At 71.2% G+C, this 26,539-nt stretch carries 27 protein-coding genes and 1 riboswitch; of the genes, 23 read left to right on the forward strand and 4 right to left on the reverse strand.

Annotated elements, in window-relative coordinates; all coding sequences use genetic code 11:
- Positions 1–31 precede the first annotated feature (31 nt).
- Complete coding sequence (locus HNR15_RS07265; protein WP_179480382.1) at positions 32–643, reverse strand: DJ-1/PfpI family protein; 612 nt, start codon at positions 641–643, stop codon at positions 32–34.
- A 44-nt stretch (positions 644–687) separates the two neighbouring features.
- Between HNR15_RS07265 and HNR15_RS07270 the strand changes: the two genes are divergently transcribed.
- From HNR15_RS07270 to HNR15_RS07330, 13 genes are all read left to right on the forward strand, one after another.
- A complete protein-coding gene (locus HNR15_RS07270; protein ID WP_179480384.1) occupies positions 688–1,392 on the forward strand; it encodes an HAD family hydrolase in 705 nt (234 codons plus the stop codon).
- Position 1,393: 1 nt separating this feature from the next.
- On the forward strand, positions 1,394–1,939 hold the full coding sequence (def, locus tag HNR15_RS07275) for a peptide deformylase (protein ID WP_179480386.1): 546 nt from the start codon (positions 1,394–1,396) through the stop codon (positions 1,937–1,939).
- The gene (gene fmt / locus HNR15_RS07280) at positions 1,936–2,862 is read left to right on the forward strand and encodes a methionyl-tRNA formyltransferase (RefSeq protein ID WP_179480388.1); all 927 of its coding nucleotides are present in this window, start codon (positions 1,936–1,938) and stop codon (positions 2,860–2,862) included. Before def ends, fmt begins: the two co-directional genes overlap by 4 nt.
- Positions 2,859–4,370: an RsmB/NOP family class I SAM-dependent RNA methyltransferase gene (locus tag HNR15_RS07285; protein WP_179480390.1), complete on the forward strand. Its 1,512-nt coding sequence runs from the start codon at positions 2,859–2,861 to the stop codon at positions 4,368–4,370. Before fmt ends, HNR15_RS07285 begins: the two co-directional genes overlap by 4 nt.
- Positions 4,371–4,381: 11 nt before the next feature.
- Positions 4,382–5,035: a ribulose-phosphate 3-epimerase gene (gene rpe, locus HNR15_RS07290; RefSeq protein ID WP_179480392.1), complete on the forward strand. Its 654-nt coding sequence runs from the start codon at positions 4,382–4,384 to the stop codon at positions 5,033–5,035.
- A gap of 108 nt (positions 5,036–5,143) precedes the next feature.
- Positions 5,144–5,280: riboswitch (FMN riboswitch) on the forward strand.
- 140 nt (positions 5,281–5,420) lie between these two features.
- Positions 5,421–6,437: a bifunctional diaminohydroxyphosphoribosylaminopyrimidine deaminase/5-amino-6-(5-phosphoribosylamino)uracil reductase RibD gene (gene ribD / locus HNR15_RS07295; RefSeq protein ID WP_179480393.1), complete on the forward strand. Its 1,017-nt coding sequence runs from the start codon at positions 5,421–5,423 to the stop codon at positions 6,435–6,437.
- On the forward strand, positions 6,438–7,061 hold the full coding sequence (locus tag HNR15_RS07300) for a riboflavin synthase (RefSeq protein ID WP_179480395.1): 624 nt from the start codon (positions 6,438–6,440) through the stop codon (positions 7,059–7,061). It abuts the gene before it with no gap.
- Entirely contained in the window at positions 7,058–7,753 is a 696-nt protein-coding gene (locus HNR15_RS07305; protein ID WP_179480396.1) for a nicotinamide mononucleotide transporter family protein, read from the forward strand. The genes HNR15_RS07300 and HNR15_RS07305 overlap by 4 nt, the downstream gene beginning before the upstream one ends.
- A gap of 1 nt (position 7,754) precedes the next feature.
- Positions 7,755–9,002 carry a GTP cyclohydrolase II gene (gene ribA, locus HNR15_RS07310; protein ID WP_179480398.1) on the forward strand — a complete coding sequence of 416 codons (1,248 nt, stop codon included), beginning with the start codon at positions 7,755–7,757 and terminating at the stop codon, positions 9,000–9,002.
- Positions 8,999–9,493 carry a 6,7-dimethyl-8-ribityllumazine synthase gene (ribH, locus tag HNR15_RS07315; protein ID WP_179480400.1) on the forward strand — a complete coding sequence of 165 codons (495 nt, stop codon included), beginning with the start codon at positions 8,999–9,001 and terminating at the stop codon, positions 9,491–9,493. The genes ribA and ribH overlap by 4 nt, the downstream gene beginning before the upstream one ends.
- Positions 9,494–9,504: 11 nt before the next feature.
- Complete coding sequence (locus tag HNR15_RS07320) at positions 9,505–9,768, forward strand: phosphoribosyl-ATP diphosphatase (protein WP_179480402.1); 264 nt, start codon at positions 9,505–9,507, stop codon at positions 9,766–9,768.
- A gap of 30 nt (positions 9,769–9,798) precedes the next feature.
- Complete coding sequence (gene hisG / locus HNR15_RS07325; protein WP_179480404.1) at positions 9,799–10,644, forward strand: ATP phosphoribosyltransferase; 846 nt, start codon at positions 9,799–9,801, stop codon at positions 10,642–10,644.
- A 7-nt stretch (positions 10,645–10,651) separates the two neighbouring features.
- Complete coding sequence (locus HNR15_RS07330) at positions 10,652–11,107, forward strand: PH domain-containing protein (RefSeq protein ID WP_179480407.1); 456 nt, start codon at positions 10,652–10,654, stop codon at positions 11,105–11,107.
- Between the two features lie 27 nt (positions 11,108–11,134).
- Here HNR15_RS07330 and HNR15_RS07335 read toward each other — a convergent pair whose 3' ends face one another.
- Positions 11,135–11,740 (reverse strand): nucleoside/nucleotide kinase family protein, encoded by a 606-nt coding sequence (locus HNR15_RS07335; RefSeq protein WP_246305899.1) that lies wholly within the window; start codon positions 11,738–11,740, stop codon positions 11,135–11,137.
- A 23-nt stretch (positions 11,741–11,763) separates the two neighbouring features.
- Here HNR15_RS07335 and hisF point away from each other — a divergent pair, with 23 nt between their 5' ends.
- The gene (gene hisF, locus HNR15_RS07340) at positions 11,764–12,519 is read left to right on the forward strand and encodes an imidazole glycerol phosphate synthase subunit HisF (RefSeq protein WP_179480408.1); all 756 of its coding nucleotides are present in this window, start codon (positions 11,764–11,766) and stop codon (positions 12,517–12,519) included.
- A 48-nt stretch (positions 12,520–12,567) separates the two neighbouring features.
- Here the strand turns inward: hisF and HNR15_RS07345 are convergent, their stop codons facing one another.
- The gene (locus tag HNR15_RS07345; RefSeq protein WP_179480410.1) at positions 12,568–13,209 is read right to left on the reverse strand and encodes a TIGR03085 family metal-binding protein; all 642 of its coding nucleotides are present in this window, start codon (positions 13,207–13,209) and stop codon (positions 12,568–12,570) included.
- Between the two features lie 18 nt (positions 13,210–13,227).
- Between HNR15_RS07345 and HNR15_RS07350 the strand changes: the two genes are divergently transcribed.
- Together HNR15_RS07350 and HNR15_RS07355 are read left to right on the forward strand one after the other, a co-directional pair.
- A complete protein-coding gene (locus tag HNR15_RS07350) occupies positions 13,228–15,117 on the forward strand; it encodes an ABC transporter ATP-binding protein (protein WP_179480412.1) in 1,890 nt (629 codons plus the stop codon).
- Positions 15,114–16,928 (forward strand): ABC transporter ATP-binding protein, encoded by a 1,815-nt coding sequence (locus HNR15_RS07355; RefSeq protein WP_179480414.1) that lies wholly within the window; start codon positions 15,114–15,116, stop codon positions 16,926–16,928. Before HNR15_RS07350 ends, HNR15_RS07355 begins: the two co-directional genes overlap by 4 nt.
- Before the next feature lie 82 nt (positions 16,929–17,010).
- On the opposite strand, the gene HNR15_RS07360 is transcribed toward HNR15_RS07355, so the two are convergent.
- Positions 17,011–17,385, reverse strand: a complete 375-nt coding sequence (locus tag HNR15_RS07360) for a ClpX C4-type zinc finger protein (protein WP_179480416.1) — start codon at positions 17,383–17,385, stop codon at positions 17,011–17,013.
- Between the two features lie 96 nt (positions 17,386–17,481).
- Here HNR15_RS07360 and HNR15_RS07365 point away from each other — a divergent pair, with 96 nt between their 5' ends.
- The 7 genes from HNR15_RS07365 (at position 17,482) to HNR15_RS07395 (ending at position 26,531) form a co-directional block, all read left to right on the forward strand.
- Positions 17,482–18,864 (forward strand): serine hydrolase domain-containing protein, encoded by a 1,383-nt coding sequence (locus tag HNR15_RS07365; protein WP_179480418.1) that lies wholly within the window; start codon positions 17,482–17,484, stop codon positions 18,862–18,864.
- 75 nt (positions 18,865–18,939) lie between these two features.
- The gene (gene kdpF, locus HNR15_RS07370; protein WP_208051778.1) at positions 18,940–19,038 is read left to right on the forward strand and encodes a K(+)-transporting ATPase subunit F; all 99 of its coding nucleotides are present in this window, start codon (positions 18,940–18,942) and stop codon (positions 19,036–19,038) included.
- On the forward strand, positions 19,038–20,684 hold the full coding sequence (kdpA, locus tag HNR15_RS07375) for a potassium-transporting ATPase subunit KdpA (RefSeq protein WP_179480420.1): 1,647 nt from the start codon (positions 19,038–19,040) through the stop codon (positions 20,682–20,684). Before kdpF ends, kdpA begins: the two co-directional genes overlap by 1 nt.
- Complete coding sequence (gene kdpB / locus HNR15_RS07380) at positions 20,681–22,708, forward strand: potassium-transporting ATPase subunit KdpB (protein ID WP_179480422.1); 2,028 nt, start codon at positions 20,681–20,683, stop codon at positions 22,706–22,708. Before kdpA ends, kdpB begins: the two co-directional genes overlap by 4 nt.
- A gap of 6 nt (positions 22,709–22,714) precedes the next feature.
- A complete protein-coding gene (gene kdpC / locus HNR15_RS07385) occupies positions 22,715–23,299 on the forward strand; it encodes a potassium-transporting ATPase subunit KdpC (RefSeq protein ID WP_179480424.1) in 585 nt (194 codons plus the stop codon).
- A gap of 65 nt (positions 23,300–23,364) precedes the next feature.
- Positions 23,365–25,857 carry an ATP-binding protein gene (locus tag HNR15_RS07390; RefSeq protein ID WP_179480426.1) on the forward strand — a complete coding sequence of 831 codons (2,493 nt, stop codon included), beginning with the start codon at positions 23,365–23,367 and terminating at the stop codon, positions 25,855–25,857.
- Entirely contained in the window at positions 25,854–26,531 is a 678-nt protein-coding gene (locus HNR15_RS07395) for a response regulator (protein ID WP_179480429.1), read from the forward strand. The genes HNR15_RS07390 and HNR15_RS07395 overlap by 4 nt, the downstream gene beginning before the upstream one ends.
- The last annotated feature ends 8 nt before the right edge of the window (positions 26,532–26,539 follow it).

Genomic DNA, 26,539 nt, shown 5'->3' on the forward strand with positions numbered 1-26,539 from the left:
GGTTGCGCTACCCCCGACGGAGAGGGACGGGTCAGACCGGGGGCTGCGGGTCGTACTGGATGCCGCGCCGCACCTGGCGCGCGCGCTCCTCACCGGCGAGCCGGCGTACGAGGTGCAGCGCCATGTCGATCCCGGCGGACACCCCGGATGCGGTGATCATGTCGCCGGAGTCGACGAAGCGGTCGTCCCTGCGGATCTCGATGCTCGGATCCAGTTCGTGCAACCGCTCCAGCGCTCCCCAGTACGTCGTGGCCGGTCGCCCCGCGAGCAGGCCCGCAGCGGCGTACACCAGCGAGCCGGTGCAGACGCTCGTGAGCAGCGGGACCGACTCGCGCTGATCGCGCACCCAGTGCAACTGCGCCTCGTCGACCAGCTGCGGCCTGGTGCCCTCGCCGCCGGGGTAGACCAGCACCTCCCATGACGGCGCGTCGGCGTAGGACAGCGGCGCGACCAGGGTGAGGCCCTTGGCGCACCGCACCGGGCCACCCTCGCGCGAGAAGCAGGAGACGTCGTACCCGTCGTCCGGGTACTCCCTGGTCCAGAACGACAGCACCTCCCACGGGCCGACGGCGTCGAGTTCCTCCACCCCGTCGAAGAGCAGGATGCCGATCTGCTTGCGCGCGGGCACGGTCTCGGTGGTCATGCCCCGATCGTGCCAGCGCGGGTCGCCGTTAGGCTCCCTTCACCATGAGTTCGAGCCTTCCGGAGTCCGGCGGATCCACCCTGCCCTCGCCCACGACGGTCGATCGCGACCCTCTCGCACCCGCGCCCGTGCTGGCCGTGGTCTTCGACCTCGGCAACGTGCTGATCGAGTGGGACGCGTACGCCGCCATCAGCACCGCCGTCGGCGACGAGCGGGCTCGGGCCTTCCTCGCCGACGAGACGTTCGACTTCCACGCCTGGAACATGCAGCAGGACGCCGGTCGCGCCTGGGAGGACGCCGAGGCCGACGCGATCGCCCGGCACCCGCACTACCGCGAGGAGATCCTGGCCTACCGCGAGCATTTCGAGGCCTCCCTGGTGGGCCCGATCGAGGGGACGGTCGCCATCCTGCGCGAGCTGCACGCCGCGGGGACACCCCTCTTCGCGCTGACCAACTGGTCGCACGAACTCTTCCCGGTGGCGCTCGCGCGCTTCGACTTCCTGCAGCTCTTCGAGGACATCGTGATCTCCGGCGAGGAGGGGATCGCCAAACCCGATCCGGAGATCTTCGAGGTGCTGGCCGAGCGGGTGGAGCACATCGGCGACCTGGAGGAGACGATCTTCATTGACGACCGACTCGACAACGTCCAGGCGGCCGTGCTCGCCGGGATGGACGCGGTGCAGTTCACCAGCCCGTCCGATCTGCGCGCGGACCTGCTCTTCCGCGGGCTTTCGGTGAAGGCGATCTGAGATGTCCGTCACCCCCATCCGCCTCTTCGGCGATCCGGTGCTGCGGACGCCGGCCGCACCCGTCACCGTCTTCGACCGTGAGCTGCAGACCCTCGTCGCCGACCTGACCGACACGATGATGAACGCGCCCGGCGCCGGTCTGGCGGCCCCGCAGATCGGCGTGGGATTGCGCGTCTTCACCTACTACGTCGACGGGCAGCTGGGGCATGTGATCAACCCCGAGCTCACCCTCTCCCCGGAGCTGCAGTGCGGACCCGAAGGGTGCCTGTCGATCCCCGACCTGCGCTTCGACACGACCCGGTCGTTGCGGGCCGTCGCCCGCGGCTTCGACATGCACGGCGAACCGGTGACCATCGAGGGCAGCGACATGCTCGCCCGCTGCTTCCAGCACGAGACCGATCATCTCGACGGCATCCTCTTCGTCGACCGGCTCGACCCGACCGCTCGTCGTCGCGCGCTCAAGGCCATCCGGGACGCAGAGTGGGCCGGGCTGCCCGGACCGATCATCCGCGACAGCCCGCATGCGACGTACGGACGTGCGCTGTGAGGGTCGTCTTCGCCGGCACGCCGCAGGTCGCCGTCCCGTCCCTGCGGGCGTTGCTCGACTCCGCGCACGACGTGGTCGGCGTCATCACCCGCCCCGACGCGCCCGCGGGGCGCGGGCGTTCGGTACGTCGTTCGCCGGTGGGTGTGCTCGCCGACGAGGTGGGCGTGCCGGTGCTCACGCCGCAGCGACCGCGTGATCCCGACTTCCTCGCGCAGTTGGCCGAACTCGCGCCCGACGTGTGCCCCGTGGTCGCGTACGGCGCGCTGGTGCCGCGGGTCGCGCTCGACGTGCCGCGCCTCGGCTGGATCAACCTGCACTTCTCGCTGCTGCCTGCCTGGCGCGGTGCGGCACCCGTGCAGCACGCGGTCATCCACGGCGACGAGGTCACCGGTGCCACCACCTTCCTGCTGGAGGAGGGCATGGACACCGGCCCGATCCTCGGCACGATGACCGAGACCGTGCGGCCGCGGGACACCAGCGGCGACCTCCTCGAGCGGCTGGCGACGGCGGGCGCCGGGCTCCTGGTGGCCACGCTGGACACGCTGGCCCAGGGTGATCTCACGCCGATGCCGCAGCCCTCCGAAGGCGTCTCGCTCGCACCCAAGATCTCGGTCGAGGATGCCCGGATCCGGTGGCACGAGCCGGCGTTCGCCGTCGACCGCAGAGTCCGCGGAGTCACGCCGGCACCCGGTGCGTGGACCACGTTCCGGGAGGAGCGGCTCAAGGTGGGGCCGGTGAGCCTCCTCGACGAAGAGGTGCGCGACGCTCCCGGCGCGATCCGGGTGGGCAAGGCGGGTGTCGACGTCCAGACCGGCGCCGGAGCCGTGCGCCTCGGCACGGTGCAGCCCCAGGGCAGGAAGGCGATGCCGGCGGCAGACTGGGCACGCGGCTCCCGGATCGGCGAGGACGAGGTGCTCGGATGAGTGACGACGGCGGCGGCTACCGCGACGCGAAGGGGCGTCAGCGTCCCGCGGCGCGACGTCGCTCGAACGACGGTCGCTCGGCTCAGCGACCCACCGATCGGCGGCGTTCGGGTGACCCCGCCCGGCGCGTCGCCTGGCAGGTGACCCGCAACGTCGCGGACGGCGCGTACGCCAACCTCGACCTGCAGAAGCTGCTGCGCGAGGCCGGCCTGCACGGCCGGGACGCCGGTTTCGCGACCGAGCTGACCTACGGCGCGATCCGGATGCGCGGGCTTTACGACCCGATCATCGAGCGCTGCGCCGGCCGTCCGGTCGCGCAGATCGACGCACCGGTGCTCGACACGCTGCGGCTCGGTGCACACCAGCTGCTCGGCATGCGCGTGCCCGCGCATGCCGCGGCGTCCGAGACGGTGGCGCTGGCGCGCGAGGTCAATGGAGCGGGCGCCGCCGGCTTCGTCAACGCCGTACTACGCCGCGTCAGTGAACGCACCCGCGAGGAGTGGGTCGCCGAGGTCATCGCCGGCCGGGAACCGTTGGAGCGCCTGTCGATCGAACACTCCCACCCGATGTGGGTCGTTCGCGCGATGCGTGCCGCTCTGCTCGAGCGTGGCACGGCCACCTCCGACGACGTGGACGAGCAGCTGCTCGCGCTGCTGCAGGCCGACAACGCGCCACCCCTGGTGTCGCTGGTGGCAAGGCCCGGTCTGGCAACCGTGGAGGAGCTGGTCGCCGCGGGCGCTCACGCCTCCCAGCTGTCCCGGGTGGGCGCGGTGCTCGACGGAGGCGATCCGGCGCAGATCGACGCCGTACGCCGGATGCGTGCGGCCGTGCAGGACGAGGGCTCCCAGCTGCTCACCCTCGCGCTGGCCGAACCGGGTCTGGTCGAGGGGCGCGAACACCAGGAGTGGCTCGACCTGTGCGCCGGGCCGGGCGGCAAGACCGCACTGCTGGCGAACCTCGCGGCCGAACAGGGCGCTGTCGTCTTCGCCAACGAGGTCAGCGAGCACCGGACCACGTTGGTGCGCAAGTCACTACGCGCCACCCTCGAAGCAGGGATCGAGGTGATGATCGGCACCGGTGACGGGCGCGACCTGGGCGTCGAGGAGCCCGACACCTACGAGCGCGTGCTCGCCGACGTGCCCTGCACCGGTCTGGGCGCGCTGCGCCGCCGCCCGGAGGCGCGCTGGCGGCGTACGCCGTCCGACGTCACCCCGTTGGTGACGCTGCAGCGGCAGCTGCTGCTGTCGGCTCTCGCCACCACCCGGCCGGGCGGCGTCGTCGGCTACTCCACCTGCAGCCCGCACCTGGCCGAGACCTCTCAGCTGGTGGCATCGGTGGTGGAGCAGACGGGGGCCACTCTGCAGGACGCTCGCCCGCTCTTCCGCGACACCGCGGGCGCGCCGATCGAGCACCTGGGCAACGGTCCCGACGTGCAGCTGTGGCCTCACCTGCACGGCACCGACGCCATGTACTTCGCGCTGCTGCGTAAGCCGGAAACCCAGGACTGAGAGGACATTTCGTGCAGATCGCGCCGAGCATCCTGTCCGCCGACTTCGCCAACCTGCAGGCGGAGCTGCAGCGGATCTCCCATGCCGACTGGGCCCACGTCGACGTGATGGACGGGCATTTCGTGCCCAACCTGACGCTGGGCGCGCCGGTGGTGGAGGCGCTGGCCAAGGTCAGCCCGATCCCGCTGGACTGCCACCTGATGATCGATGACCCCGACCGTTGGGCCACGGACTACGCCGAGGCCGGCGCCGGCAGCGTCACCTTCCACATCGAGGCCGCGCACGACCCGGTGCGGCTCGCCCGCGCGATCCGCGCGGCCGGTGCGCGGGCGAGTGTGGCCATCAAGCCGGGCACGGAGTTCGCGCCGTACGAGGAACTGCTCGACGAGGTCGACATGGTGCTGGTGATGACCGTCGAGCCGGGGTTCGGCGGCCAGTCCTTCATGGCCGACCAGATGCCGAAGGTGGCGCAGGTGCGCGAGGCCGTCCGACGTCGCGGCGGCGAGATCTGGGTGCAGGTCGACGGGGGAGTCTCGACCGAGACCATCGAGCAGTGCGCCCGGGCCGGTGCCGACGTCTTCGTCGCGGGATCGGCCGTGTACGGCGCGGACGACGCGGCGGCGGCGATAGACCGCCTGCGCGAACTCGCCCAGAACTGCTGCTGATCGGCCGGCACCCGCGGTTGTCAGCGTCTTTCTGGTGCCGACGTCGGAGATCCGCTGACAACCGGTCCGCGGCGAGCGGCATGGTGACGCTGCGGTAACATCGCTGCAGAACGTGCTCCGGGGTCGGTGTAATTCCGAACCGGCGGTGACAGTCCGCGACCCGGTCCAGCTTCGATCAGTGGGCCGGTTGACCTGGTGGAATTCCGGGACCGACGGTGAAAGTCCGGATGGTAGGCAGCACGTGACCCGCTTCGGCGGGTCCGCGACACGCGTGTCGCGACGGAGCGCACCCTTTCGGGGGCTGCGTCCCGTCGCGGACCGCTATGTCGCCCATCGCCCTGGAGCCCGTGCCCGACCGGCCGGCCGACAGGAGTTGTGAAGCGCGATGGACACCCGATCCCGCGACGAGACCTTTCTGCTGCGCGCCCTCGAACTGGCGCAGCGCGGTCCGGCCGTCGACGCCAATCCTCGGGTGGGATGTGTTGTCGTCGCAGGCGATTCGGTCGTCGGGGAGGGATGGCACGACGGCGCCGGCACTGCGCACGCCGAGGTCATGGCCCTCGGCGCCGCAGGCGATCGGGCACGGGGAGCCACGGCGTACGCCACCCTCGAACCCTGTGCTCACGTCAGCCGCACCGGCCCGTGTGCCGAGGCGCTCGTCGAAGCCGGCGTACGCCGGGTCGTCTACGCCCAGTCCGACCCCAATCCCGCCGCCCGGGGTGGCGCCGCCGTGCTGCGCGACGCGGATGTCGAGGTGTCGGGCGGGCTCCTTGCAGCGGAGGCTGCCGCGCTCAACGCCCACTGGACCTTCGCCGTCGAGCACGAACGCCCCTACGTCACCTGGAAGTTCGCCGCCACCCTCGACGGGCGCAGTGCCGCGGCCGACGGCAGCAGCCGGTGGATCACCGGCGCGCAGGCCCGCGCCGACGTGCACCGACTGCGGGCCGGGGCGGGCGCTCTCGTGGTCGGCACCGGCACCGTCCTGGCCGACGACCCCGCACTGACGGTGCGTACGCCGGACGCGCCCCGCCGCCCGCCGACACGGGTGGTCGTGGGGGAGCGGGAGATCCCCGCCACCGCAATGGTGCTGGACGACGCCGCCCCCACGGTGCAACTGCACAGCCACGACCCGCACCTCGTGCTGAAACAGCTGCACGCGCAGGAGATTCGGCACGTGTGGCTCGAGGGCGGCCCCACCCTGGCGGCGGCCTTCCTACGGGCCGGGCTGGTCGACGAGGTCGTCGCCTACCTGGCGCCCGCGCTGCTCGGCGACGGCCCGACGGCGGTCGCCGGACTCGGCATCGGGTCCATCGACGGGATCCGCCGCTTTCAGCTGACCGAGGTCACCCGGCTCGGCGACGACCTGCGGCTACTGCTGCACCCGACGACGAAGGAAGCCTGAATGTTCACCGGCATCGTGGAGGAGCTCGGCTCGCTGGGATCGATCGAGCACGGCAGCGATTCGGCCGTCCTGCGCATCAACGGCGCGACCGTCGTGTCCGATGCGCGGCACGGCGCGTCCATCGCGGTCAACGGCGTGTGCCTGACCGTCGTCGACCACGACGAGCACGGGTTCACCGTCGACGTGATGGCCGAGACGCTGCGTCGCTCGAGCCTCGCCGGGATCGCGCCCGGCGACCCCGTCAACCTCGAGCGCGTGATGCCCGCCGACGGTCGCTTCGGCGGGCACATCGTGCAGGGCCACGTCGACGGCACCGCGCGCGTACTGGGTCGCGAGCCGGGGGACCGGTGGACCGTCGTACGGATCGAACTACCGCATCAGCTCTCGGCGTACGTCGTGGAGAAGGGGTCGATCACCGTCGACGGCGTATCCCTCACCGTGGCGTCCGTCGACGAGGACAGCTTCACCGTCTCGCTCATCCCCACGACCCTGGCGCTGACCACGCTGGGCCATCGCGCGGTCGGCGAGCCGGTCAATCTCGAGGTCGACATCCTCGCCAAGTACACCGAGCGCCTGCTCGCCGGACGCCTCGGCGCCCGGTCCGCCACCGAGGAGGACGCATGAGTTTCTTCCAGAACCTGTACGACGCGCACCTGACCATCTCCGGTCACGTGATCACCTGGCGCGAGATCGTCGGCAACCTCTTCGGCCTCGCGTCCGCGCTCGGCGGCATGCGCCGCAAGGTGTGGGCCTGGCCGATCGGCATCGTCGGCAACGCGCTGCTCTTCACGGTCTTCTTCGCGGTGGGCTTCACCGGTCACGGCGGCCAGGTGCTCTTCGGGCAGGCCGGGCGGCAGGTGTTCTTCATCCTCACCTCGGTCTACGGCTGGTGGGCATGGCGCCAGACCAAGCGCACCCGCAGGCAGGACGCGCCGGCGGTCGACCCGCGCTGGGCCACGGCCGGCGAACGGGCGGCGTACGTCGGGGTGTGGCTCGTCGGGCTGGTCGTCTGCTGGTGGCTCTTCAAGCTCATCGGCGCCGGGTTCCCCGCCCCTTGGTACTACTACTGGTGCGACGCCTGGATCTTCATCGGCTCGATGATGGCCACCTTCGCGATGGCCCGCGGCTGGAACGACTTCTGGCTGATGTGGCTGGCCGTCGACCTCGTCGGCGTGCCGGAGCTGATCAAGTTCCAGTACTACCCGTCGGCCGTGCTGTACGCGGTCTACGCGGCGTTCGTGATCTGGGGCTTCTTCGTCTGGCTCAACGTATCCCGACGGGACGCGCTGGTCCTCGAGCCGACCGGGAGCGTGTGACATGCGGCTCGCGACGATCGACGCCGCGCTGGCCGAACTGGCGCTGGGCAGACCGGTGCTGGTGGCGGACGACGCCGACCGGGAGAACGAGGTCGACCTGGTGATGTCCGCGGCGGTCGCCGAGGAGTCCTGGATGGGTTGGGCCGTGCGGCACGGCTCGGGCGTCGTCTGCGCGCCGCTGCCGGGCGAGGTCGCCGACCTGCTGGCGCTGCCGCCGATGGTGCGCGACAACCAGGACCCGAAGGGCACCGCCTACACCGTCTCGGTGGACGCGGCTCGCGGGGTGAGCACCGGCATCAGCGCTGCCGATCGCACCGCCACGGTCCGCGCGCTGGCCGACCCAGCCGCGACGGCGAGCGACCTGACCCGGCCCGGGCACGTCTTCCCGCTGCGCGCCCGCCCTGGCGGCGTGCTGGAGCGGCCAGGCCACACCGAGGCGGCCGTCGACCTGTGCCGTCTGGCCGGCCTGCCCCCGGTGGGGGTCATCGTCGAGTTGGTGCACGACGACGGCTCGATGATGCGGCTCGACGCTGCACTCGACCTGGCCGAGCGCGAGAGCCTGCTGACGATCACCATCGCCGACCTGGTCGCGTGGCGCCGCCGACAGGACCGGGTGCGTGCGGTGGCCCGCACGACGCTCCCCACCCCGCACGGCACCTTCGCCGTCACGGCGTACGTCGACCGGCTCACCGGCGCCGAGCACCTGGCCCTTACCAGCCCCGCCGGGCCCGGCGACGGACTCGTGCGGGTGCACTCCGAGTGCCTCACCGGCGACGTCTTCGGATCCCGACGGTGCGACTGCGGTCCGCAGCTCGAGGCGGCGATGGAGCGCATCGGGCGTGACGGCGGCACCGTCGTCTACCTGCGCGGACACGAGGGCCGCGGGGTCGGGCTCGCCGACAAGCTGCGCGCGTACGAGCTGCAGGACGGTGGATACGACACCGTCGATGCTCAGACCCGGCTCGGTCTGCCCGTGGACGCGCGGGAGTACGACGCCGCGTCGGCGATCCTGCACGACCTGGGGAGCACCGGCGTCCGACTGCTCACCAACAACCCACGGAAGGCCGAAGCGTTGCAGGAGTTGGGGGTCGACGTCATCGAGATGGTGCCGCTGCATGTGGGGCAGACGACGGAGAACGAGCGCTACCTGCGCACCAAGCGCGAGCGGCTCGGCCACACGCCGCCGCTGGAGTCGGTGTCCCCCGTGCATCCCACCGACCTGACGACCGGTCACGGGGTGTCGGCATGAGCGGGCACGGAGCCCCGACCGTCACGACCGACGCCACCGGCCTGCGGGTCGCGGTGGTCGCCGCGTCCTGGCACGAGCGGGTGATGAGCGGGCTGGTCGACGGCGCGCGGCGCGGACTGTCCGACGCCGGGGTGGCGGACGACGACGTCGAGCTCGTGCGGGTGCCCGGCAGCTTCGAGCTGACCGTCGCCTGCGCGCGTCTCGCACCGTCGTACGACGCCCTCGTGGCGCTGGGGGTCGTCATCCGCGGCGGCACACCGCACTTCGACTACGTGTGCCAGTCCGCGACCCTGGGGCTGACCCAGGTCAGCGTGCAGACCGGGGTGCCCGTGGGCTTCGGCCTGCTCACGTGCGACGACGAGCAGCAGGCGCTGGCGCGGGCCGGGCTGCCCGGGTCGAGCGAGGACAAGGGCCACGAGGCGGCGACGGCGGCCGTGGCGACCGCAATCACGCTGCGGACGCTGGCCCGGTCGACCTCCATCGCACCGTAACCTGGCTCCTCGTGAAGACGTTCGAGCAGTTGTGGTCCGAGCTGGCCGAGAAGGCGCGCGAGCGACCGGCCGGATCCGGCACCGTCGCGGAACTCGACACCGGTGTGCACGGCATCGGCAAGAAGATCGTCGAGGAGGCCGCCGAGGTGTGGATGGCCGCCGAGCACGAGGGCGTGGAGCGGACGGCCGAGGAGATCAGTCAGCTGCTCTACCACCTGCAGGTGCTGATGCTGGCGCGCGGGCTCACGCTCGAGGACGTCTACTCCTACCTGTGATCCTCTGACCGGCACCGACGAAGGACGACCATGCTGAGAGTGGCGATGCCCAACAAGGGCGCGCTCGCCGAACCCGCCGCCGAGATGCTGCGCGAGGCCGGTTACCGCGGGCGCCGCGACGCCAAGGAGTTGGTGATCCTCGACGCCGACAACGACGTCGAGCTGTTCTTCCTGCGCCCGCGCGACATCGCGGTGTACGTCGGGCAGGGCACCCTCGACGTCGGCCTCACCGGACGCGATCTGCTGCTGGACTCCGGCAGCCCGGCCACCGAGTGCCTGCCCCTCGGGTTCGGTGCGTCGACCTTCCACTACGCCGGGTTGGCCGGCGGCGTCGCCGACGTCTCCCAGCTCGAGGGTCGCCGGGTCGCGACCAGCTTCCCGGGTCTGGTGCGCGCCGACCTGAAGAAGCACGGGGTGCACGCGGAGGTCGTACGCCTCGACGGTGCGGTCGAGACCGCCGTGACCCTGGGAGTCGCGGACGTGATCGCCGACGTCGTCGAGACCGGCACGACGCTGCGCAACGCAGGGCTCGAGGTCTTCGGCGAGCCGATCCTGCAGAGCGAGGCCGTGCTGGTGCAGCGCACCGACGCCGACTCCAATCCGCTGCTGGCAGTGCTGATCCGGCGTCTGCAAGGCGTGCTGACCGCTCAGCGTTACGTCATGGTCGACTACGACATCCGACGCGAGCTGGTCGAGCAGGCGTTCGCGGTCACGCCCGGGCTGGAGAGCCCGACCGTGTCGCCGCTGCACGACGAGCAGTTCGTCGCCGTGCGCGCGATGGTGCCGCGCCGCTCCACCAACGCGGTGATGGACGAGCTCTACGAGATCGGTGCTCGCGCCATCCTCGTCACCGAGATCGCGGCCTGCCGATTATGAGCATCCGATGACCACCACCTCCGAGCCGTACGCCGTCTTCCGTCCGCGGCGCTCCCGCGTGGTGGCCACGGCGGCAGCGGTCGCGTGCGTGATCGCCTTCGCGATCGTGGGGCTGACGGTCCCGCGCGGCGGGGTGACCGGTTGGGCCGGCATCGACTCGGTGATGCTGACGCTCTTCGGGGTGCTCATCGCCGCGTTCCTGATGCGGTACGCGCTCGTGCGTGCCGTGCCGACCGAGCGCGGCCTGCAGGTGCGCAATCTGCTCTCGACGCGCACCATCGAGTGGGTGCAGGTGGTCAACGTCCAGTTCGGCGGTGGCCAGCCCTGGCTCGTGCTGGAACTCGACGACACCGAGCACCTGGCGGTGATGGCGGTGCAGCGATCCGACGGGCCGCACGCGCAGGCCGAAGCCGGTCGGATGGCGGCCCTGGTGCAGGTGCACTCGACCGTCCAGGACCACTGACCCGGCGATCCCTCGCCGATCCGGAGCTCAGCCGGTCTCGATGGTGAGGTGGGCGTGCTCCGGTGTCCCATCCGCGTCGAAGAGCGACGTCTCCTGGGCGGCCCACCGCTCCCAGTGACCGGCGAAGCCCCCACCGTCGCGATCCTCGCCGCGCCGCCGTCGCAGGTCGGTCGGTGCCTGTACCCACACCCGCACATCGGCGTACGCGCGCGCCGCACCGATGCTGGACCCCACACCCTCGACCACGACGTACCGCTGGGGCGGCACCACGAGGGTCTCGGCGTAGGCGCCCGCGACCCAGTCATAACGCCGGTACGACGCCCGGTCACGTCGCGCGAGCGGCGCCAGCACCTGCTCCACCAAGAGCGGGACCGCCCGGGCCAACCCATCCCACCCGGGGTAGATGTCGTCCATGTGCACCACCGGCGCGTCGTCGAGCAGCGGCGCCACGAGCGCCGCGAGGCTGGACTTGCCGGCGCCCCCTCGCCCGTCGATCGCGACGACCACCGGTCGAGGGGCCGCTTCGAGCTCCACCAGTTCGGCAATCGAACGCGCCCACGCCGCAACTGCGTTCGCGTCGCCGGCGCGCGCGTCGTTGGCTCCCCACACGAAACTCTGCGCACCGACGTCCATGACCCCACCGTAGGCTGGCGCGCGTGACTTCAGCGGTGCGCGTGATCCCGTGCCTCGACGTCGACGCCGGGCGCGTCGTGAAGGGCGTCAACTTCGTCGACCTGCGCGACGCCGGCGATCCCGTCGAGTTGGCCCACGGCTACGAGGGCCAGGGCGCCGACGAGCTCACCTTCCTCGACGTCACGGCCAGCTCCGCCGCGCGCGACACGACCTACGAGGTGGTCGGCCGCACCGCCGAGCAGGTCTTCATCCCGCTGACCGTCGGCGGGGGAGTGCGCACCGTCGCCGACGTCGACCGTCTCCTGCGCAGCGGCGCCGACAAGGTCGGCATCAACACCGGCGCGATCGCCCGGCCGGAGGTCATCGCCGAGATCGCCGACCGCTTCGGTGCGCAGGTGCTGGTGCTCTCGGCCGACGTACGCCGCGCCGCCGACGGCCACTTCGAGATCACCACCCACGGCGGTCGCACATCTGCAGGGTTGGAGGCCGTCGAATGGTGCGTGCGCGCCGCCGCGCTCGGTGCCGGGGAGATCCTGCTCAACTCGATGGACGCCGACGGCACCAAGGACGGCTTCGACCTGGAGCTGATCCGCGCCGTACGCCGGGAGGTGTCGGTGCCGCTCGTCGCCAGCGGCGGAGCGGGTGCGCCGGAGCACTTCGTGCAGGCGGTCGACGCGGGAGCCGACGCCGTCCTCGCCGCGTCCGTCTTCCACTTCGGCGAGCTCACGATCGGCCAGGTCAAGGACGCCCTGCGGGCAGCAGGCCACCCCGTCCGCTGAGACATCGTGTCGTCGCGCGCCCAATAGAGCGCGCAACGACTCTCATCGCTATACCCCGCGCTTGGATTCCCGGTACGCCGCCACGTCGAGGTCAGCTCCGTCGAACGTCACCTCCGCGACCCCGTCACGACCGAACACCGACAGGAAGATCTCCCCGGGCCGACCCGTGAGCACCACACTGCCGTGCTCGTCCTTCGGCTTGCGGATCGAACGCCGCCCCACCCCCGGCGCATCGGCCACGACTCCCACCCGTACGTCGCGCATCGCGAGCCGGGCGACCTGCGGCAGGTTGTCCCACAGCGCCTGGGACAGCTGTGGCGAGAGCTCGCGCCGCTGCCACGACTCCCCGCCGCGCAGCACGTCCTCGTGGTGCACGAAGAACTCGCCCAGGTTGCTGAGCATGTCGATCTTGGCGATCCGTGCGGGATGCCACACCGGCGGACCCTGCCGGATCTGCTCGACCAGGCCGGGGAAGTCCTTCGCGGCCAGCTCGCGCTGGATCCGTTCGGTGCGGTCGGCGAGCGCCGGCAGCACCGCACCGAGCGCGGCGTCCGGTCGGCGTTCGCGCAGGATCAGGTGGGCGGCGAGGTCACGGGCGCGCCAATCCCCGTCCAGCGTCGGCGCATCGGGGCCGACCTCGATGAAGGTCCGGCAGATGGCGGCACGTTCCTGCTGAGCGATGTTCGGCATGCCTCCATACTGGTGCATATGCCCTCGCCCGATGCACCCTCGACCGCGAGGGCGTTCGGACCGGCACTGCGCATCATCGGAGTCGGCTTCCGGCGCGAACCACGGGCGCTCGCCGTCGCGGTGCTCGGCAGCTTCGTCTACGGCGTGATGACGGTCTTCACCGCCCGCGTCATCGGCCACCTGGTCGGCGCGGTCGTCAGCCCCGCCGTCAAGGCCCACCACGTCACCGGTTCTCAGGTGTGGACGATCGTCTGGGAGCTCGGGATCGTGGTGCTGCTCAACGCGATCGGCGTCGTCTGCCGACGGGTCGGGGCCGGCACGGCCTACTACAACCTGATCGCGCACTACCGACGACGGGTCACCCGGCAGTACCTGCGCCTCCCGCTCGCGTGGCACCACCGACACCCTTCGGGTCAGTTGCTGTCCAACGCGAACGCCGACGTCGAGGCGACCTGGTCCATCTTCCAACCGCTTCCGCTGGCCCTCGGGGTCGTGGTGATGCTGGTGGTCGGGGTGGTGGAGATGCTCCGCATCGATGTGTGGCTGGCTCTGATCGGGGTGCTGGTCTTCCCGACGCTCTTCGCGGTGAACGCCGTCTTCCGTTCCAAGATGTCGCCGCGGGCCACCCGCGCGCAGCAGCTGCGCGGCGAGGTCAGCGAGGTCGCCCACGAGAGCATCGAGGCGGCGCTCGTCGTCAAGGCCATGGGCCGCGAGGAGCAGGAGACCGAGCGTTTCGCCGAACGCACCTACGAGCTGCGCGGGGCCGCCATCGAGGTCGGCCGGGTGATGGGAATCTTCGAGCCGGTCATCGACGCGATCCCGACCTTCGGCACGTTGGCGGTGCTGGCCGTCGGCACGGCGCGCGTGCGATCCGGCGACCTCAGCGCCGCCGACGTGGTCCAGGTCGCCTACCTCTTCTCGCTGCTCGCGTTCCCGGTCAGGTCGTTCGGGTGGGTGCTCGCAGGCCTCCCGGTCACGCTGGTGGGCTGGACCCGGATCGACAACGTGCTGTCCGCGCGGGGGTCCATGACGTACGGCGACCGCGTCCTGCCCGCCGACGGGTCCGGCGCACTCAGCATGCGGGCGGTCGACTTCTCCTACGAGGCGGGCGGCACGGCCGACCTGTCGAGCAAGGACAGCGCGTCGGTCGGCGGTGAACAGGTGCTGCACGGCGTCGATCTGGACCTCGCGGGCGGTTCGCTCACCGCGCTCGTCGGGCCCACCGGGTCGGGCAAGTCGACGCTCACCAATGTCGCCCTGCGGCTGGTCGACCCGGACTCCGGCGACGTACTGGTCGACGACGTCCGGTTGGCCGACGTACGCCGGCACGGCATCCCCGCGGCCGCCACCCTGGTCTCCCAGGAGACGTTCCTCTTCGACGACACCGTGCGGGGCAACATCACCCTCGGCGGACCGTACGACGACGCCGAGGTCGACCGCGCGCTGCGGATCGCACAGGCGACCGGGTTCGTCGCAGGGCTGCCGCAAGGTCTCGACACCCGCGTCGGCGAGCGTGGGGCGACGTTGTCCGGCGGTCAACGTCAGCGGATCGCCCTGGCACGGGCGGTGATCCGCTCGCCGCACCTGCTGGTCCTCGACGATGCGACGTCCGCGGTCGACCCGACGGTCGAGGTCGCGATCCTCGACGGTCTGCGCGAGGAGGCGCAGCGCCGGGGCAGCCGCAGCACCACGCTGGTCGTCGCCTACCGGCTGTCCACCATCTCGCTCGCCGACACGGTGGTCTACGTCGAGCGCGGGCGGGTCGTCGACACCGGCACGCACGCCGAGCTGATGGCCCGGTGCGCGCCGTACGCACGCATCGTGAGCGCGTACGCCGACGACGCGCAGGATCGGGCGGACGCCAAGGCCGCTTCCGGCAAGGACACGCAGGCGGTGGACGCGCGATGAGCACCGTCACGAAGGAGCGCCCCGACACCCGCACCCGCAGCCTGGGCGACACCGAGAGCATGGGCACGTGGGCCATCCTGCGGCGCGGGCTCGCCCTGTCGCCCGAGCTCGGCCGGGGCTTCTCGATCACCCTGGCGCTGGCGCTGGTCGCGACGCTCGGTCAGGTGCTCGTCCCCATCGCGGTGCAGCAGACCACCGACAAGGGGATCCTCGCCGCCGGCGGCCCGGACGTCGGCCTGGTGCTGCGCCTGGTGCTCGTGGTGGCCGGGGCCGTCGTCCTCACCAGCGTGGCGTCGTACGCGGTCAATCTGCGCCTCTTCCGCTCCTCGGAGAGCGGGTTGGCGACGTTGCGGATCAAGGGTTTCCGTCAGATCCACGACCTGTCGATGCTCACCCAGAACGCCGAGCGGCGCGGGTCGCTCGTCTCCCGGGTGACGAGCGACGTGGACCAGATCTCCAAGTTCGTGCAGTCCAGCGGGTTGACCTTGATCATCTCCGGCGCCCAGATCCTGATCGCCACCGCGCTGATGCTCTTCTACAGCCCGGAACTGACCGGGGTCGTCTGGATCTGCTTCGTGCCGCTCTTCCTGCTGCTGCGCAAGTTCCAGGCGAGGATCGGGCGTGCCTACCTCGCGGTGCGCGAGCGCGTCGGCGACATGCTCGGCGCGATCTCGGAGTCGGTGGTGGGTGCCACGACGATCCGCGCGTACGGCGTCGAGGACCGCACCGCCGAGCGGATCGACGTCGCCGTCGAGGCGCATCGCCGGGCCGCCATCACCGCGCAGATCCGCACGGTCAGCGCGTTCGTCTCCGGCCAGGTCGTCGCGGGTGCCACCACCATCGCGGCGCTCGGGGTCGGCACGATCCTCGCCGCCCACGGCCGGCTCACGATCGGTGAGCTCGTGGCGTTCCTCTTCCTGGTCAACCTCTTCACCCAGCCGGTGCAGACGGCCACCGAGAACCTCAACGAATTGCAGAACGCCGTGGCGGGGTGGCGCCGGGTCATCGGGCTGATCGACACACCCGCCGACGTCCCCGACCCCGGCGAGGGCGGGGTCGACCTGCCGCGGGGTCCGGTGCGCGTGCAGTTGCAGGACGTCGGTTTCGCCTACCCCGGCGGCCCGACCGTGCTGCACGACATCGACCTCGACATCACGCCGGGATCGCGCGTGGCGATCGTCGGCGAGACCGGATCCGGCAAGACCACGATCGGCAAGCTGCTCACCCGGCTGATGGACCCGGTGTCGGGAGCGGTGCTGCTGAACGGGGTCGACGTACGCCGGATCCGTTTCTCCTCGTTGCGGCCCCGCGTCGTGCTGGTGCCGCAGGAAGGCTTCCTCTTCGACGCCTCGCTGCTGGAGAACGTGCGGTTCGCGCGCCCGGGCGTGACGCAGGAGGAGGTGCTGCTGGCCTTCGCGACCCTCGGTCTCGGCGACTGGCTCGACGGGCTGCCGAGCGGACTCGCCACAGCGGTCGGGCAGCGCGGGGAGTCGTTGTCAGCGGGGGAGCGGCAGCTGGTCGCGCTGGTGCGCGCCTACCTCACCGAGCCCGATCTGCTGCTGCTCGACGAGGCCACCTCGGCGGTCGACCCGGCGACCGAGGTGCGCATCCAGCGCGCGCTGGAGCGCCTGGCGAGCGGTCGTACGTCGATCGCCATCGCCCACCGGCTGTCCACCGCCGAGGCAGCCGACGAGGTCGTGGTCGTCGACCGCGGGCGCATCGTGCAGCGCGGACCGCACGACGAACTGGTGGCCCAGACGGGGAGCGTCTACGCGCGGATGCACGCCTCCTGGTCGGCCCAGTCCGGCTGACGACCCAGGTCGATCGCGGCGAGCAGGGTCGTTGCGCGCTGTATAGGGCGCGCGACGACACCGATCAACCCTGTGCGACGACTCACTCCTCGCCGGAGAAGCGACCCCACGCCGATTGGCGCGTCATCCCCAGCGCCGTACCGATGCGCGACCAGGTGACACCACGGTCCCGCAGCCGCGTCACCCACGTCCCCAGCCCGGTCTCGACCTGGTCGGCGACGCCGGCGATCTTCGGGAGGAGATCGAGCATCTGCTCATCGCTCATGCTCTGCCAGTAGGGGAGTTCGGGCAGTTCGGCCGGGGCGTGGTCGGGAGCGGACCCGGCGAGGATCTCGTTGCACAGCTGCACGCATTCGTTGCAGATGTAGATGCCCGGCCCGGCGATGATCTGGGCGATGTCCTTCTCGTCCTTGGCGCAGAACGAGCACCGCACCGTCGTGGTCTGCAGCGTCGGCATGTCGGTCTCCCGTCCTAGCGTCAGGCTGTTCCTGACAACACGTGTCAGGCTACACCTGACAGGGATCGGCGCAATCTCTTTGGGTACGGTCGCCCGATGGACCACGTCGGCAGCCAGCTGCTCCCACAGACCGCCCGCGACCTGCACCGCAAGGCGGCCACCAGACAGTCCGAGGGGCGCGTGCCCGGACTGCTCGCCGCCGTCGGTCGTGCCGGCGAGGTGTGGTGGAGCGACGGCATCGGGACTGCCGACCTGGAGCGGCCCGGCACTCCGCCGGACGCCGACACCCAGTACCCCGTCGCGTCCAACACCAAGACCTTCGTCGCCGTGATGGTCATGCAGCTGCGCGACGAGGGGCGCCTCAGCCTCGACGACACGGTCGAGCGGCACCTGCCCGAGGCGACCCACCCCGGCGTCACCATCCGCCAACTCCTGTCGCACACCACCGGAATGGCCCGTGAACCGGTGGGCGACGTCTGGGAGGAGCTGCGCTTCCCCGGGCGTGACGAACTCGTGTCGGGCTGGAATGAGGCCGAACGGGTCGGCCGTCCCCACGACCGCTGGCACTACAGCAATCTCGGCTTCGCGATCCTGGGCGAGATCATCGCCCGTCTCGACCGACGCGAGTGGCACGAGAGCCTGCGGGCCCGGCTGCTCGAGCCCCTGGAGCTGCGGCGTACGACGCTCACCCGCGTCGCGCCGGCGGCCGGGCAGTACTTCGTGCCGCCCTTCCACGACGTACCCCTGCGGGAGCCGGTGATGGATCTGGCCGCGACGGGTTCGGCCGGTGCGCTGTGGAGCACGGCCGGCGACCTGATCGCGTGGCACGGATTCCTCGCCGACCCGAGCAGCGAGATCCTCGATCCGGACACCCTGGAGGAGATGGTCCAGCCGCAGGTCGTCGCCGACACGACCGGCTGGACCTCGGCATGGGGCCTCGGCCTGATGCTCGCGCGACGCGACGGGAAGACCTGGGCGGGGCACACCGGCGGGTTCCCGGGCGCGATCACCGGCGTCTTCACCGAGCGCGAGAGCGCGACGACCGGCCTGGTGCTGATGAACGCCACCGCCACTCCTGACCCGGCGGCGATCGCGCTCGACCTCGGCGCCCACCTCCTCGAGCACGAGCCCGTCGACATCACACCGTGGGAGCCCGGCACCGCGCTGCCGCAGGAGCTGCTGCCCTTGATCGGCCGCTGGTACTCCGAGGGACGCGCGTTCGTCTTCAGCATCGTGGACGGCCACCTCGAGGCGAAGGTCGAGGGGCAGCCCGCGCACCTGCCGCCGTCCGTCTTCGAGAAGGAGAGCAGCGGCAGTGGCAAGGACGCGGACGCCTTCCGCACGATCTCCGGCCGCGAGCGCGGCGAGCGCCTCACGATCGACCGGCATTCGGACGGCAGCATCCGCCAACTTCACTGGGCCACCTACCCGTTCACCCGCGAGCCGGTCACCTTCGACGGGTTGCCCCCGCGCCGCTGAGCCGGGCGCCGTCAAGATCGCATCAAGAGCCGTGAAGACGGCGTCAACGGGCAGGGGGGCGTTCACGGGCCGTTCTTGACTGTCCGTATGGCTGAATATGTGGGCGCCGGAGTGCTGGCCCTGGCGTTGCTGGGCTACCTCATCTACGCGCTGATCCGACCGGACAAGTTCTGATGGGCGACACCTCCGCGGGGTTGCTCACGCTGCTGACGCTGGTCGTGGTCCTCGCTCTCGTGCACGTGCCACTGGGCGACTACATCGCCCACACGTTCACCAGTGAGCGTGACCTGCGCGTCGAGCGGGCGATCTACCGCGTGTGCGGGGTCTCACCGCGCTCGCAGCAGCGGTGGACGACGTACGCCGTGTCGCTGATCGCGTTCTCGGTGGCGAGCTTCGTGCTCCTCTTCGCCCTGTGCGTCCTGCAACCGCATCTGCCGCTGGCGCGTGGCGCGTCGATGGACCTGAGCACGTCGTTCAACACGGCGATCTCCTTCGTGACGAACACGAACTGGCAGAGCTACGCCGGTGAGGCCGGCGCCTCACCCGTGGTGCAGGCCCTCGGGCTGACGGTCCAGAACTTCGTCTCCGCCGCTGTCGGGCTCGCCGTAGTCGTCGCGCTGATCCGCGGCCTGACCCGCTCGGAGTCCGGCACCGTCGGGAACTTCTGGGTCGACCTGGTCCGTGGGGTCGTCCGGATCCTGTTGCCGCTCGCGGTGATCGGCGCGATCGTCCTCCTCGCCGGAGGGGTCATCCAGGATCTCGCGGCGCCCCACGTGGTCCAGACCCTGGGCGGCGGTCGGCAGACCGTGCAGTCCGGCCTGGTCGCGAGCCAGGAGGCGATCAAGCAGGTCGGCACCAACGGCGGCGGCTACTTCAATGCCAACTCCGCGCACCCGTTCGAGAACCCGAACCCCTTCACCAACCTGGTGCAGATCTTCCTGATGCTGGTCATCCCGTTCTCCCTGCCACGGGTCTACGGCCGGCTGGTGGGGGATCGCCGGCAGGGATACGCCGTGCTCGGGTTCATGGGCGTGCTGTGGGCCGCGGGCATCGCCGTCATCACCCTGGCCGAGCGCGCGTCCGCCACCAACGCTCTCGGCGCGATGGAGGGCAAGGAGGTCCGCTTCGGCGTGTGGGGCTCGACGATCTTCGCCGGCTCGACGACCAGCACCTCCACCGGTGCGGTCAATTCGCTGCACGAGAGCTACAGCCCCATCGGCGGAGGTGGCGCGCTCACCAACATGGCGCTCGGCGAGATCTCGCCCGGCGGCGTCGGATCCGGCCTGTACGGCGCCCTGATCGTCGCGATCCTCGCGGTGTTCATCGCCGGCCTGATGGTCGGGCGCACCCCCGAGCTGCTCGGGAAGGCGATCGGTCGAAAGGAGATCACCTACGCCGCCCTCTACACCGTGGTCACCCCAGCACTGGTGCTCCTGGGCACGGGCGCCGCGCTCGCACTTCGCACCGCGCGCTCCGGTCTCCTGGCCAGCGGCCCGCACGGGCTCACCGAGATGCTCTACGCCTACACCTCGACGGCCAACAACAACGGCTCCGCCTTCGCGGGTCTGACTGCCGACCAGCCCTACCTCAACACCACGCTCGGCCTCGTGATGGCACTGGGCAGGTTCCTGCCCATCGTCCTCGTCCTGGCCCTCGCGGGATCCCTTGCAGCGCAACGCCGGCGGCCGGCCACCGACGGCACCATGCCGACGCACACCCCCCTCTTCACCGGACTGATGGTCGGCGTCGCCCTGCTGGTGACCGGTCTGACCTTCCTGCCGGCACTCGCTCTCGGTCCCCTCGCGGAGGCACTCTCATGACCACCCAGACCACCAGCCTGCTGCACACCGCGGGCAGTTCCATGCCGGACGCGGTCCGCAAGTTCCATCCCGCCCACCTCTACCGCTCACCCGTGATGTTCGTGGTGGGGGTCGGGTCGGTGCTCACGACGCTGCTCGCGATCGTGCACCCGTCCGTCTTCAGCTGGGGCATCACGGTGTGGCTGTGGGCGACGATCCTCTTCGCCAACCTGGCCGAGGCCATCGCCGAAGGGCGCGGCAAGGCGCAGGCGGACTCGCTGCGCAAGACCCGCACGAGTACGACGGCGCGCCGACTGGGTGCCGACCGCACCACCGAGGAGGAGGTGTCCGCCGCGGACCTGCGCCAGGACGACCTCGTCGTGGTGGAGGCAGGTGGCGTGATCCCCGGCGACGGGGACGTGGTCGAGGGCATCGCCACCGTCGACGAGTCGGCGATCACCGGCGAGTCGGCGCCCGTCGTCCGTGAGGCCGGCGGTGACCGGTGCGCGGTCACCGGCGGCACCACGGTGCTCTCGGACCGGATCGTCGTGCGGATCACGTCCAAGCCCGGTGAGACCTTCATCGACCGGATGATCGCGCTGGTCGAAGGCGCCGAACGCAAGAAGACGCCGAACGAGATCGCGCTCGGCATCCTGCTGGTGGTCCTCACGATCATCTTCCTGCTGGCCGTCGCGACCATCCCGCCGCTGGCGGCGTTCACCGGGAAGCCGCCGACACTGGTCACGTTGGTCGCGTTGCTCGTCTGCCTGATCCCGACGACCATCGGCGCGCTGCTGTCGGCGATCGGCATCGCCGGCATGGACCGGCTGGTGCAGCGCAACGTGCTGGCCATGTCCGGCCGCGCCGTCGAGGCCGCGGGCGACATCTCGACCCTGCTGCTGGACAAGACCGGCACCATCACCCTGGGCAACCGGCAGGCGACGGACATCCGGGCCATGAAGGGCGCAGACACCGCGCAGGTACAGCGGTGGGCGCAACTGTCCTCGCTCGCCGACGAGACGCCGGAGGGCCGCTCGGTCGTCACCTGGACCGCGGAGGCGCTCGGCTCCACACAGGAGTCGCCGGCCGACGCGACGGTGGTGCCGTTCACCGCACAGACCCGGATGAGCGGCTTGGACCTCGCCGACGGCACCTCGCTGCGCAAGGGCGCCGCGGGTTCGGTCTGCCGCTGGGTCGAGGGGTCGGGTGGCGACGGCGTGTCCGAGGCGATGCGGGTGGCGGACGAGATCAGCGAACTCGGCGGCACCCCGCTGGTCATCGCGGTCCGACATGGCGATGCGCCGGCCTCCGCCGTCGGGGTGATCCACCTCAAGGACGTCATCAAGCCCGGCATGGTGCAGCGCTTCGAGGAGCTGCGCCGGATGGGCATCCGCACCGTCATGATCACCGGCGACAACCCGTTGACCGCCAAGGCGATCGCCGAGGAGGCCGGGGTCGACGACTTCCTGGCGGAGGCCACGCCCGAGGACAAGATGCGCCTGATGAAGAAGGAGCAGCAGGGGGGCCGCCTGGTCGCGATGGCCGGCGACGGTACGAACGATGCTCCCGCACTGGCCCAGGCCGACGTCGGCGTCGCGATGAACACCGGCACCTCCGCCGCCAAGGAGGCCGGCAACATGGTCGACCTCGACTCCGACCCGACCAAGTTGATCGAGATCGTCGGGATCGGCAAGCAGCTGCTCATCACCCGCGGCGCGCTCACGACGTTCTCCATCGCCAACGACCTGGCGAAGTACTTCGCGATCATCCCGGCGATGTTCGTGGGCCTCTACCCGGGGCTGCACACGCTCAACGTGATGCACCTGCACTCGCCGAACTCGGCGATGCTCTCGGCGGTGATCTTCAACGCCCTGATCATCGTGGCGCTGATCCCGTTGTCGCTGCGGGGTGTTCGCTACCGACCGTTGCGCGCCGACCAGCTGTTGGCCCGCAACCTCCTGATCTACGGCGTCGGCGGCGTCATCGCGCCGTTCGTCGGGATCAAGCTCATCGACCTGCTCGTCCAGCTCCTACCCGGAATGTGATCCACGATGGCCTCCTCCTCCCTGTCCTGGCGCCGACAGACCGTCGCCGCCGTCCGCCTCCTGCTGGTGCTCACGCTCCTGCTCGGCGTGGGATACCCCGCCGTGGTGTGGGCGGTCGGGCGGGTCGGTCTGCACGACCAGGCGACCGGCTCCCTCGTCCATCACGACGGACGGGTCGTCGGCTCCTCACTGCTCGGGCAGAACTTCTCCGGCGCGACCTGGTTCCACGGCCGGGCGTCCGCATCGTCGTACGCCGGGAACACCAGCGGCGGCACGAACCTGCCGGAGTCCGACCCGCAGCTGTGGAAGGCGGCGGCGGCGATGCGCAGGGCCGCCGGGAGTATCGGTGACCGGCTGCCGCCGGACGCGCTGACCACCAGTGCCAGCGGGCTGGACCCGGACATCTCCCCGGCGTACGCCGAACTGCAGGCTCCGCAGATCGCAGCGGCCCGGCAGCTGCCGGTCGCGCAGGTCCGCCGCCTGGTCGCGCAGCACACCACCGGCCGGACGCTCGGATACCTGGGCGAGCCGCGGGTCGACGTCCTGGAGCTCAACCTCGCGCTGCAGGATCTGTCCGCGGGGGCGCGCTGAGCGGCCCGAACGGTCCGGGTGATCTGCAGAGTCATAGACGGCGCACGGTAGGAGAGGATGGCGGCATGTCCAGGGGTCGACTGCGCATCTATCTCGGTGCGGCGCCCGGAGTGGGCAAGACGGTGCGGATGCTGCAGGAGGGTCGCCGTCGACGCGACCGCGGCACCGACGTGGTGGTGGGTCTGGTCGAGACCCACGACCGCGCGTACACGGCCGAACAGATCGGCGACCTGCCTCTGGTGCCGCGATGCAGCGTGCAGCACCGCGGGACGCACCTGGACGAGCTGGACGTGGACGCGGTCCTCGCCCGGCGCCCGGAGGTCGTCCTCGTCGACGAACTGGCGCACACCAACGCCGCCGGCTCCCGCCATGAACGGCGGTGGGAGGACATCGAGGAGCTGCTGAGTCACGGCATCGACGTGATCTCCACGGTGAACGTGCAGCACCTGGAGTCCCTCAACGACGTGGTCCGGGAGATCACCGGGGTCCGACAACGCGAGACGGTCCCCGACGCCGTGGTCCGCAGCGCCGACCAGATCGAGCTGGTCGACATGGCGCCCGAGGCACTGCGCCGCCGCCTGGCCCACGGCAATGTGTACGGCGCCGACAAGGTCGACGCCGCGCTGTCGAACTACTTCCGGCCGGGCAATCTGTCCGCACTGCGCGAGCTGGCTCTGCTCTGGGTCGCCGACCGGGTCGACGAGGCCCTGCTGCGGTACCGCAGCGAGCACGACATCCGGCCCACCTGGGCCGCCCGCGAACGCGTGGTCGTCGCCCTCACCGGCGGTCCCGAGCAGGACACCCTGCTGCGGCGGGGAGCGCGCCTGGCCGATCGCGGTGCCGGGGGCGAGCTGATCGCCGTACAGGTGCTCACCGAGTCCGGCCTGCGGGAGACCTCGCCGGACTCCACGGCCGCGGCGAGCGCGCTCACCGAGAAGCTCGGCGGACGCTTCCACACCGTCACCGGTGACGACGTGGGCGAGGCGATCCTGGAGTTCGCGCGCGGGGTCAACGCCTCGCAGATCGTCGTCGGGGCGAGCCGTCGGTCGCATTGGCAGCAGCTCTTCGGCCGCGGTGTCGGGGAGACCGTGGTGGCGGGTTCCGGCGAGATCGACGTGCTGATGGTCACCCACCCCCTCACCCGCAGCGGCCGGTCCGCCGGGATCTCGATGCCCGGGCTGGGGCGGCGTCGCACGATGCTGGGGTTCCTGCTGGCGACGGTCGGGGTGGCGTTGCTGACCCTTGTGCTGGACGTGACCCGGCAGTACCACTCCCTGCCGTTGGAGATGCTGCTCTACCTGGCGCTCACGGTGCTGGTCGCGATCGTGGGCGGCCTGCTGCCCGCCGTGACGGCGGCGGTGCTCGCGAGCCTGGCGCTCAACTGGTACTTCACCCAGCCCACCGGCACCTTCACGATCGGCCGCCCGGAGAACGTCGCGGCGCTCGTGCTGTTCGTGCTGGTCGCCGCGGCCGTCGCGACCGTCGTCCACCTGACGGCACGGCGCAGCGTGCAGGCCTCCGCCGCCGGCCGCGACGCCCAGCTGATGGCGGCGCTCGCGCACTCCCTGCTGGACGCGCAGGAGCAACTGCCCGCGCTGCTGGAGCAGGCCCGGGACACCTTCGCCGTCCCGGGCGCCGCCCTCGTCAGGACGGCGGACCGGGGCAGCGGCCGTGAGTCCCAGGTGGTGGTGGCCTCCAGCGGCGTCATCGACGTGTCCGACGAGACCCGCCTCACCTGCGCGGACGTGGGCGACGATCACCGCCTGGTGCTCGCCACCCGGACCGTCGATGCCCGTGAACGACGCCTCGTCGAGGCCTTCGCCGATCACGCCGAGGCGATCCTGCACCGCGAGGAACTCGCCGCCAAGGCCGACGACGCGGCGGTGCTCGCCAAGGACAACGACTACCGGACGGCGCTGCTGGCCGCCGTCTCCCACGATCTGCGGACTCCGCTCTCGGCGATCAAGGCCGGGGTCTCCGGCCTGCGCAGCACCGACATCGAGCTGTCGCGCTCGGACCAGGTGGAGCTGCTGGAGACGGTGGAGGAGTCCACCGACCGCCTCGACGCGCTCATCGAGAACCTGCTGGACATGTCGCGCATCCAGTCCGGCAGTCTCACCGTGCGCCGGGACGAGACCCTGGCGGCGGATCTGATCGAGGGCGCGCTGCACTCGGTCACCGATCGGGCGCAGGTGAAGGTGCGCCAGCCCGACCCGCACCTGACGTGCGCGGTCGACCCCGGCCTGGCCGAGCGCGTCCTCGCCAATCTGATCGAGAACGCGATCCGCCACACGCCGAACGGCACGCCCGTCGCTGTGGATGCAGAGGACGTGGCCGGGCACGTGGAGTTCCGGGTGGTGGATCGCGGTCCCGGCGTCCCACCGGCACGACGTGAGACGATCTTCGCGCCGTTCCAGCGGTACGGCGACGCCCCGCGCGGCGGCGGTATCGGCCTCGGCCTCGCGGTGGCCAAGGGCCTCTCGGAGGCGATGGGCGCGACCCTGACCGCGGACGACACCCCCGGCGGCGGGCTCACCATGACGGTGCGGCTGTCGTGACCCGCATCCTGGTCGTCGACGACGAACCGTCCCTGGTCCGCACCCTCAGCATCAACCTGCGCGCCCGCGGGTACGACGTGGAGCACGCGTTCGACGGGCGCACGGCGCTGCAGAGCGTCGTCGACTCCGTCCCGGACCTGATCGTGCTCGACCTCGGCCTGCCCGACATCGACGGCGTCGAGGTCATCCGCCGGGTCCGCGCCGCGAGTGAGGTGCCGATCATCGTGCTGTCGGCGCGGCACGACTCCGACGACAAGGTCGAGGCCCTCGACGAAGGAGCCGACGACTACGTCACCAAGCCGTTCGGGATGGACGAGCTGCTCGCCCGGGTGCGCTCCAGCGTCCGCCGCGCCGCCAGCGACGCGGCGCACGCGGCCACGGTGCGCACCCCCGACTTCACCCTCGACTTCGTGGAACGACGCGCCACCCGCGGCGGCTCCGTCGTTCGTCTGACACCCACCGAATGGCAACTGCTGGAACGCCTCGCCGCCACACCGGGCCGCCTGGTGCCTCAGGCGGATCTGCTGCGCGCCGTGTGGGGACCGGGGTACGAGCGCGAGGCGCACTATCTGCGGGTCTACGCCGCCGGCATCCGCCGCAAGCTCGAACCCGCACCCGGGCACCCCCGCTACCTGCTCACCGAGCCGGGGCAGGGCTACCGCCTGCGGGTCTGACCGACGCC

This window comes from Allobranchiibius huperziae (genome assembly GCF_013410455.1).
Lineage (GTDB): Bacteria > Actinomycetota > Actinomycetes > Actinomycetales > Dermatophilaceae > Allobranchiibius > Allobranchiibius huperziae.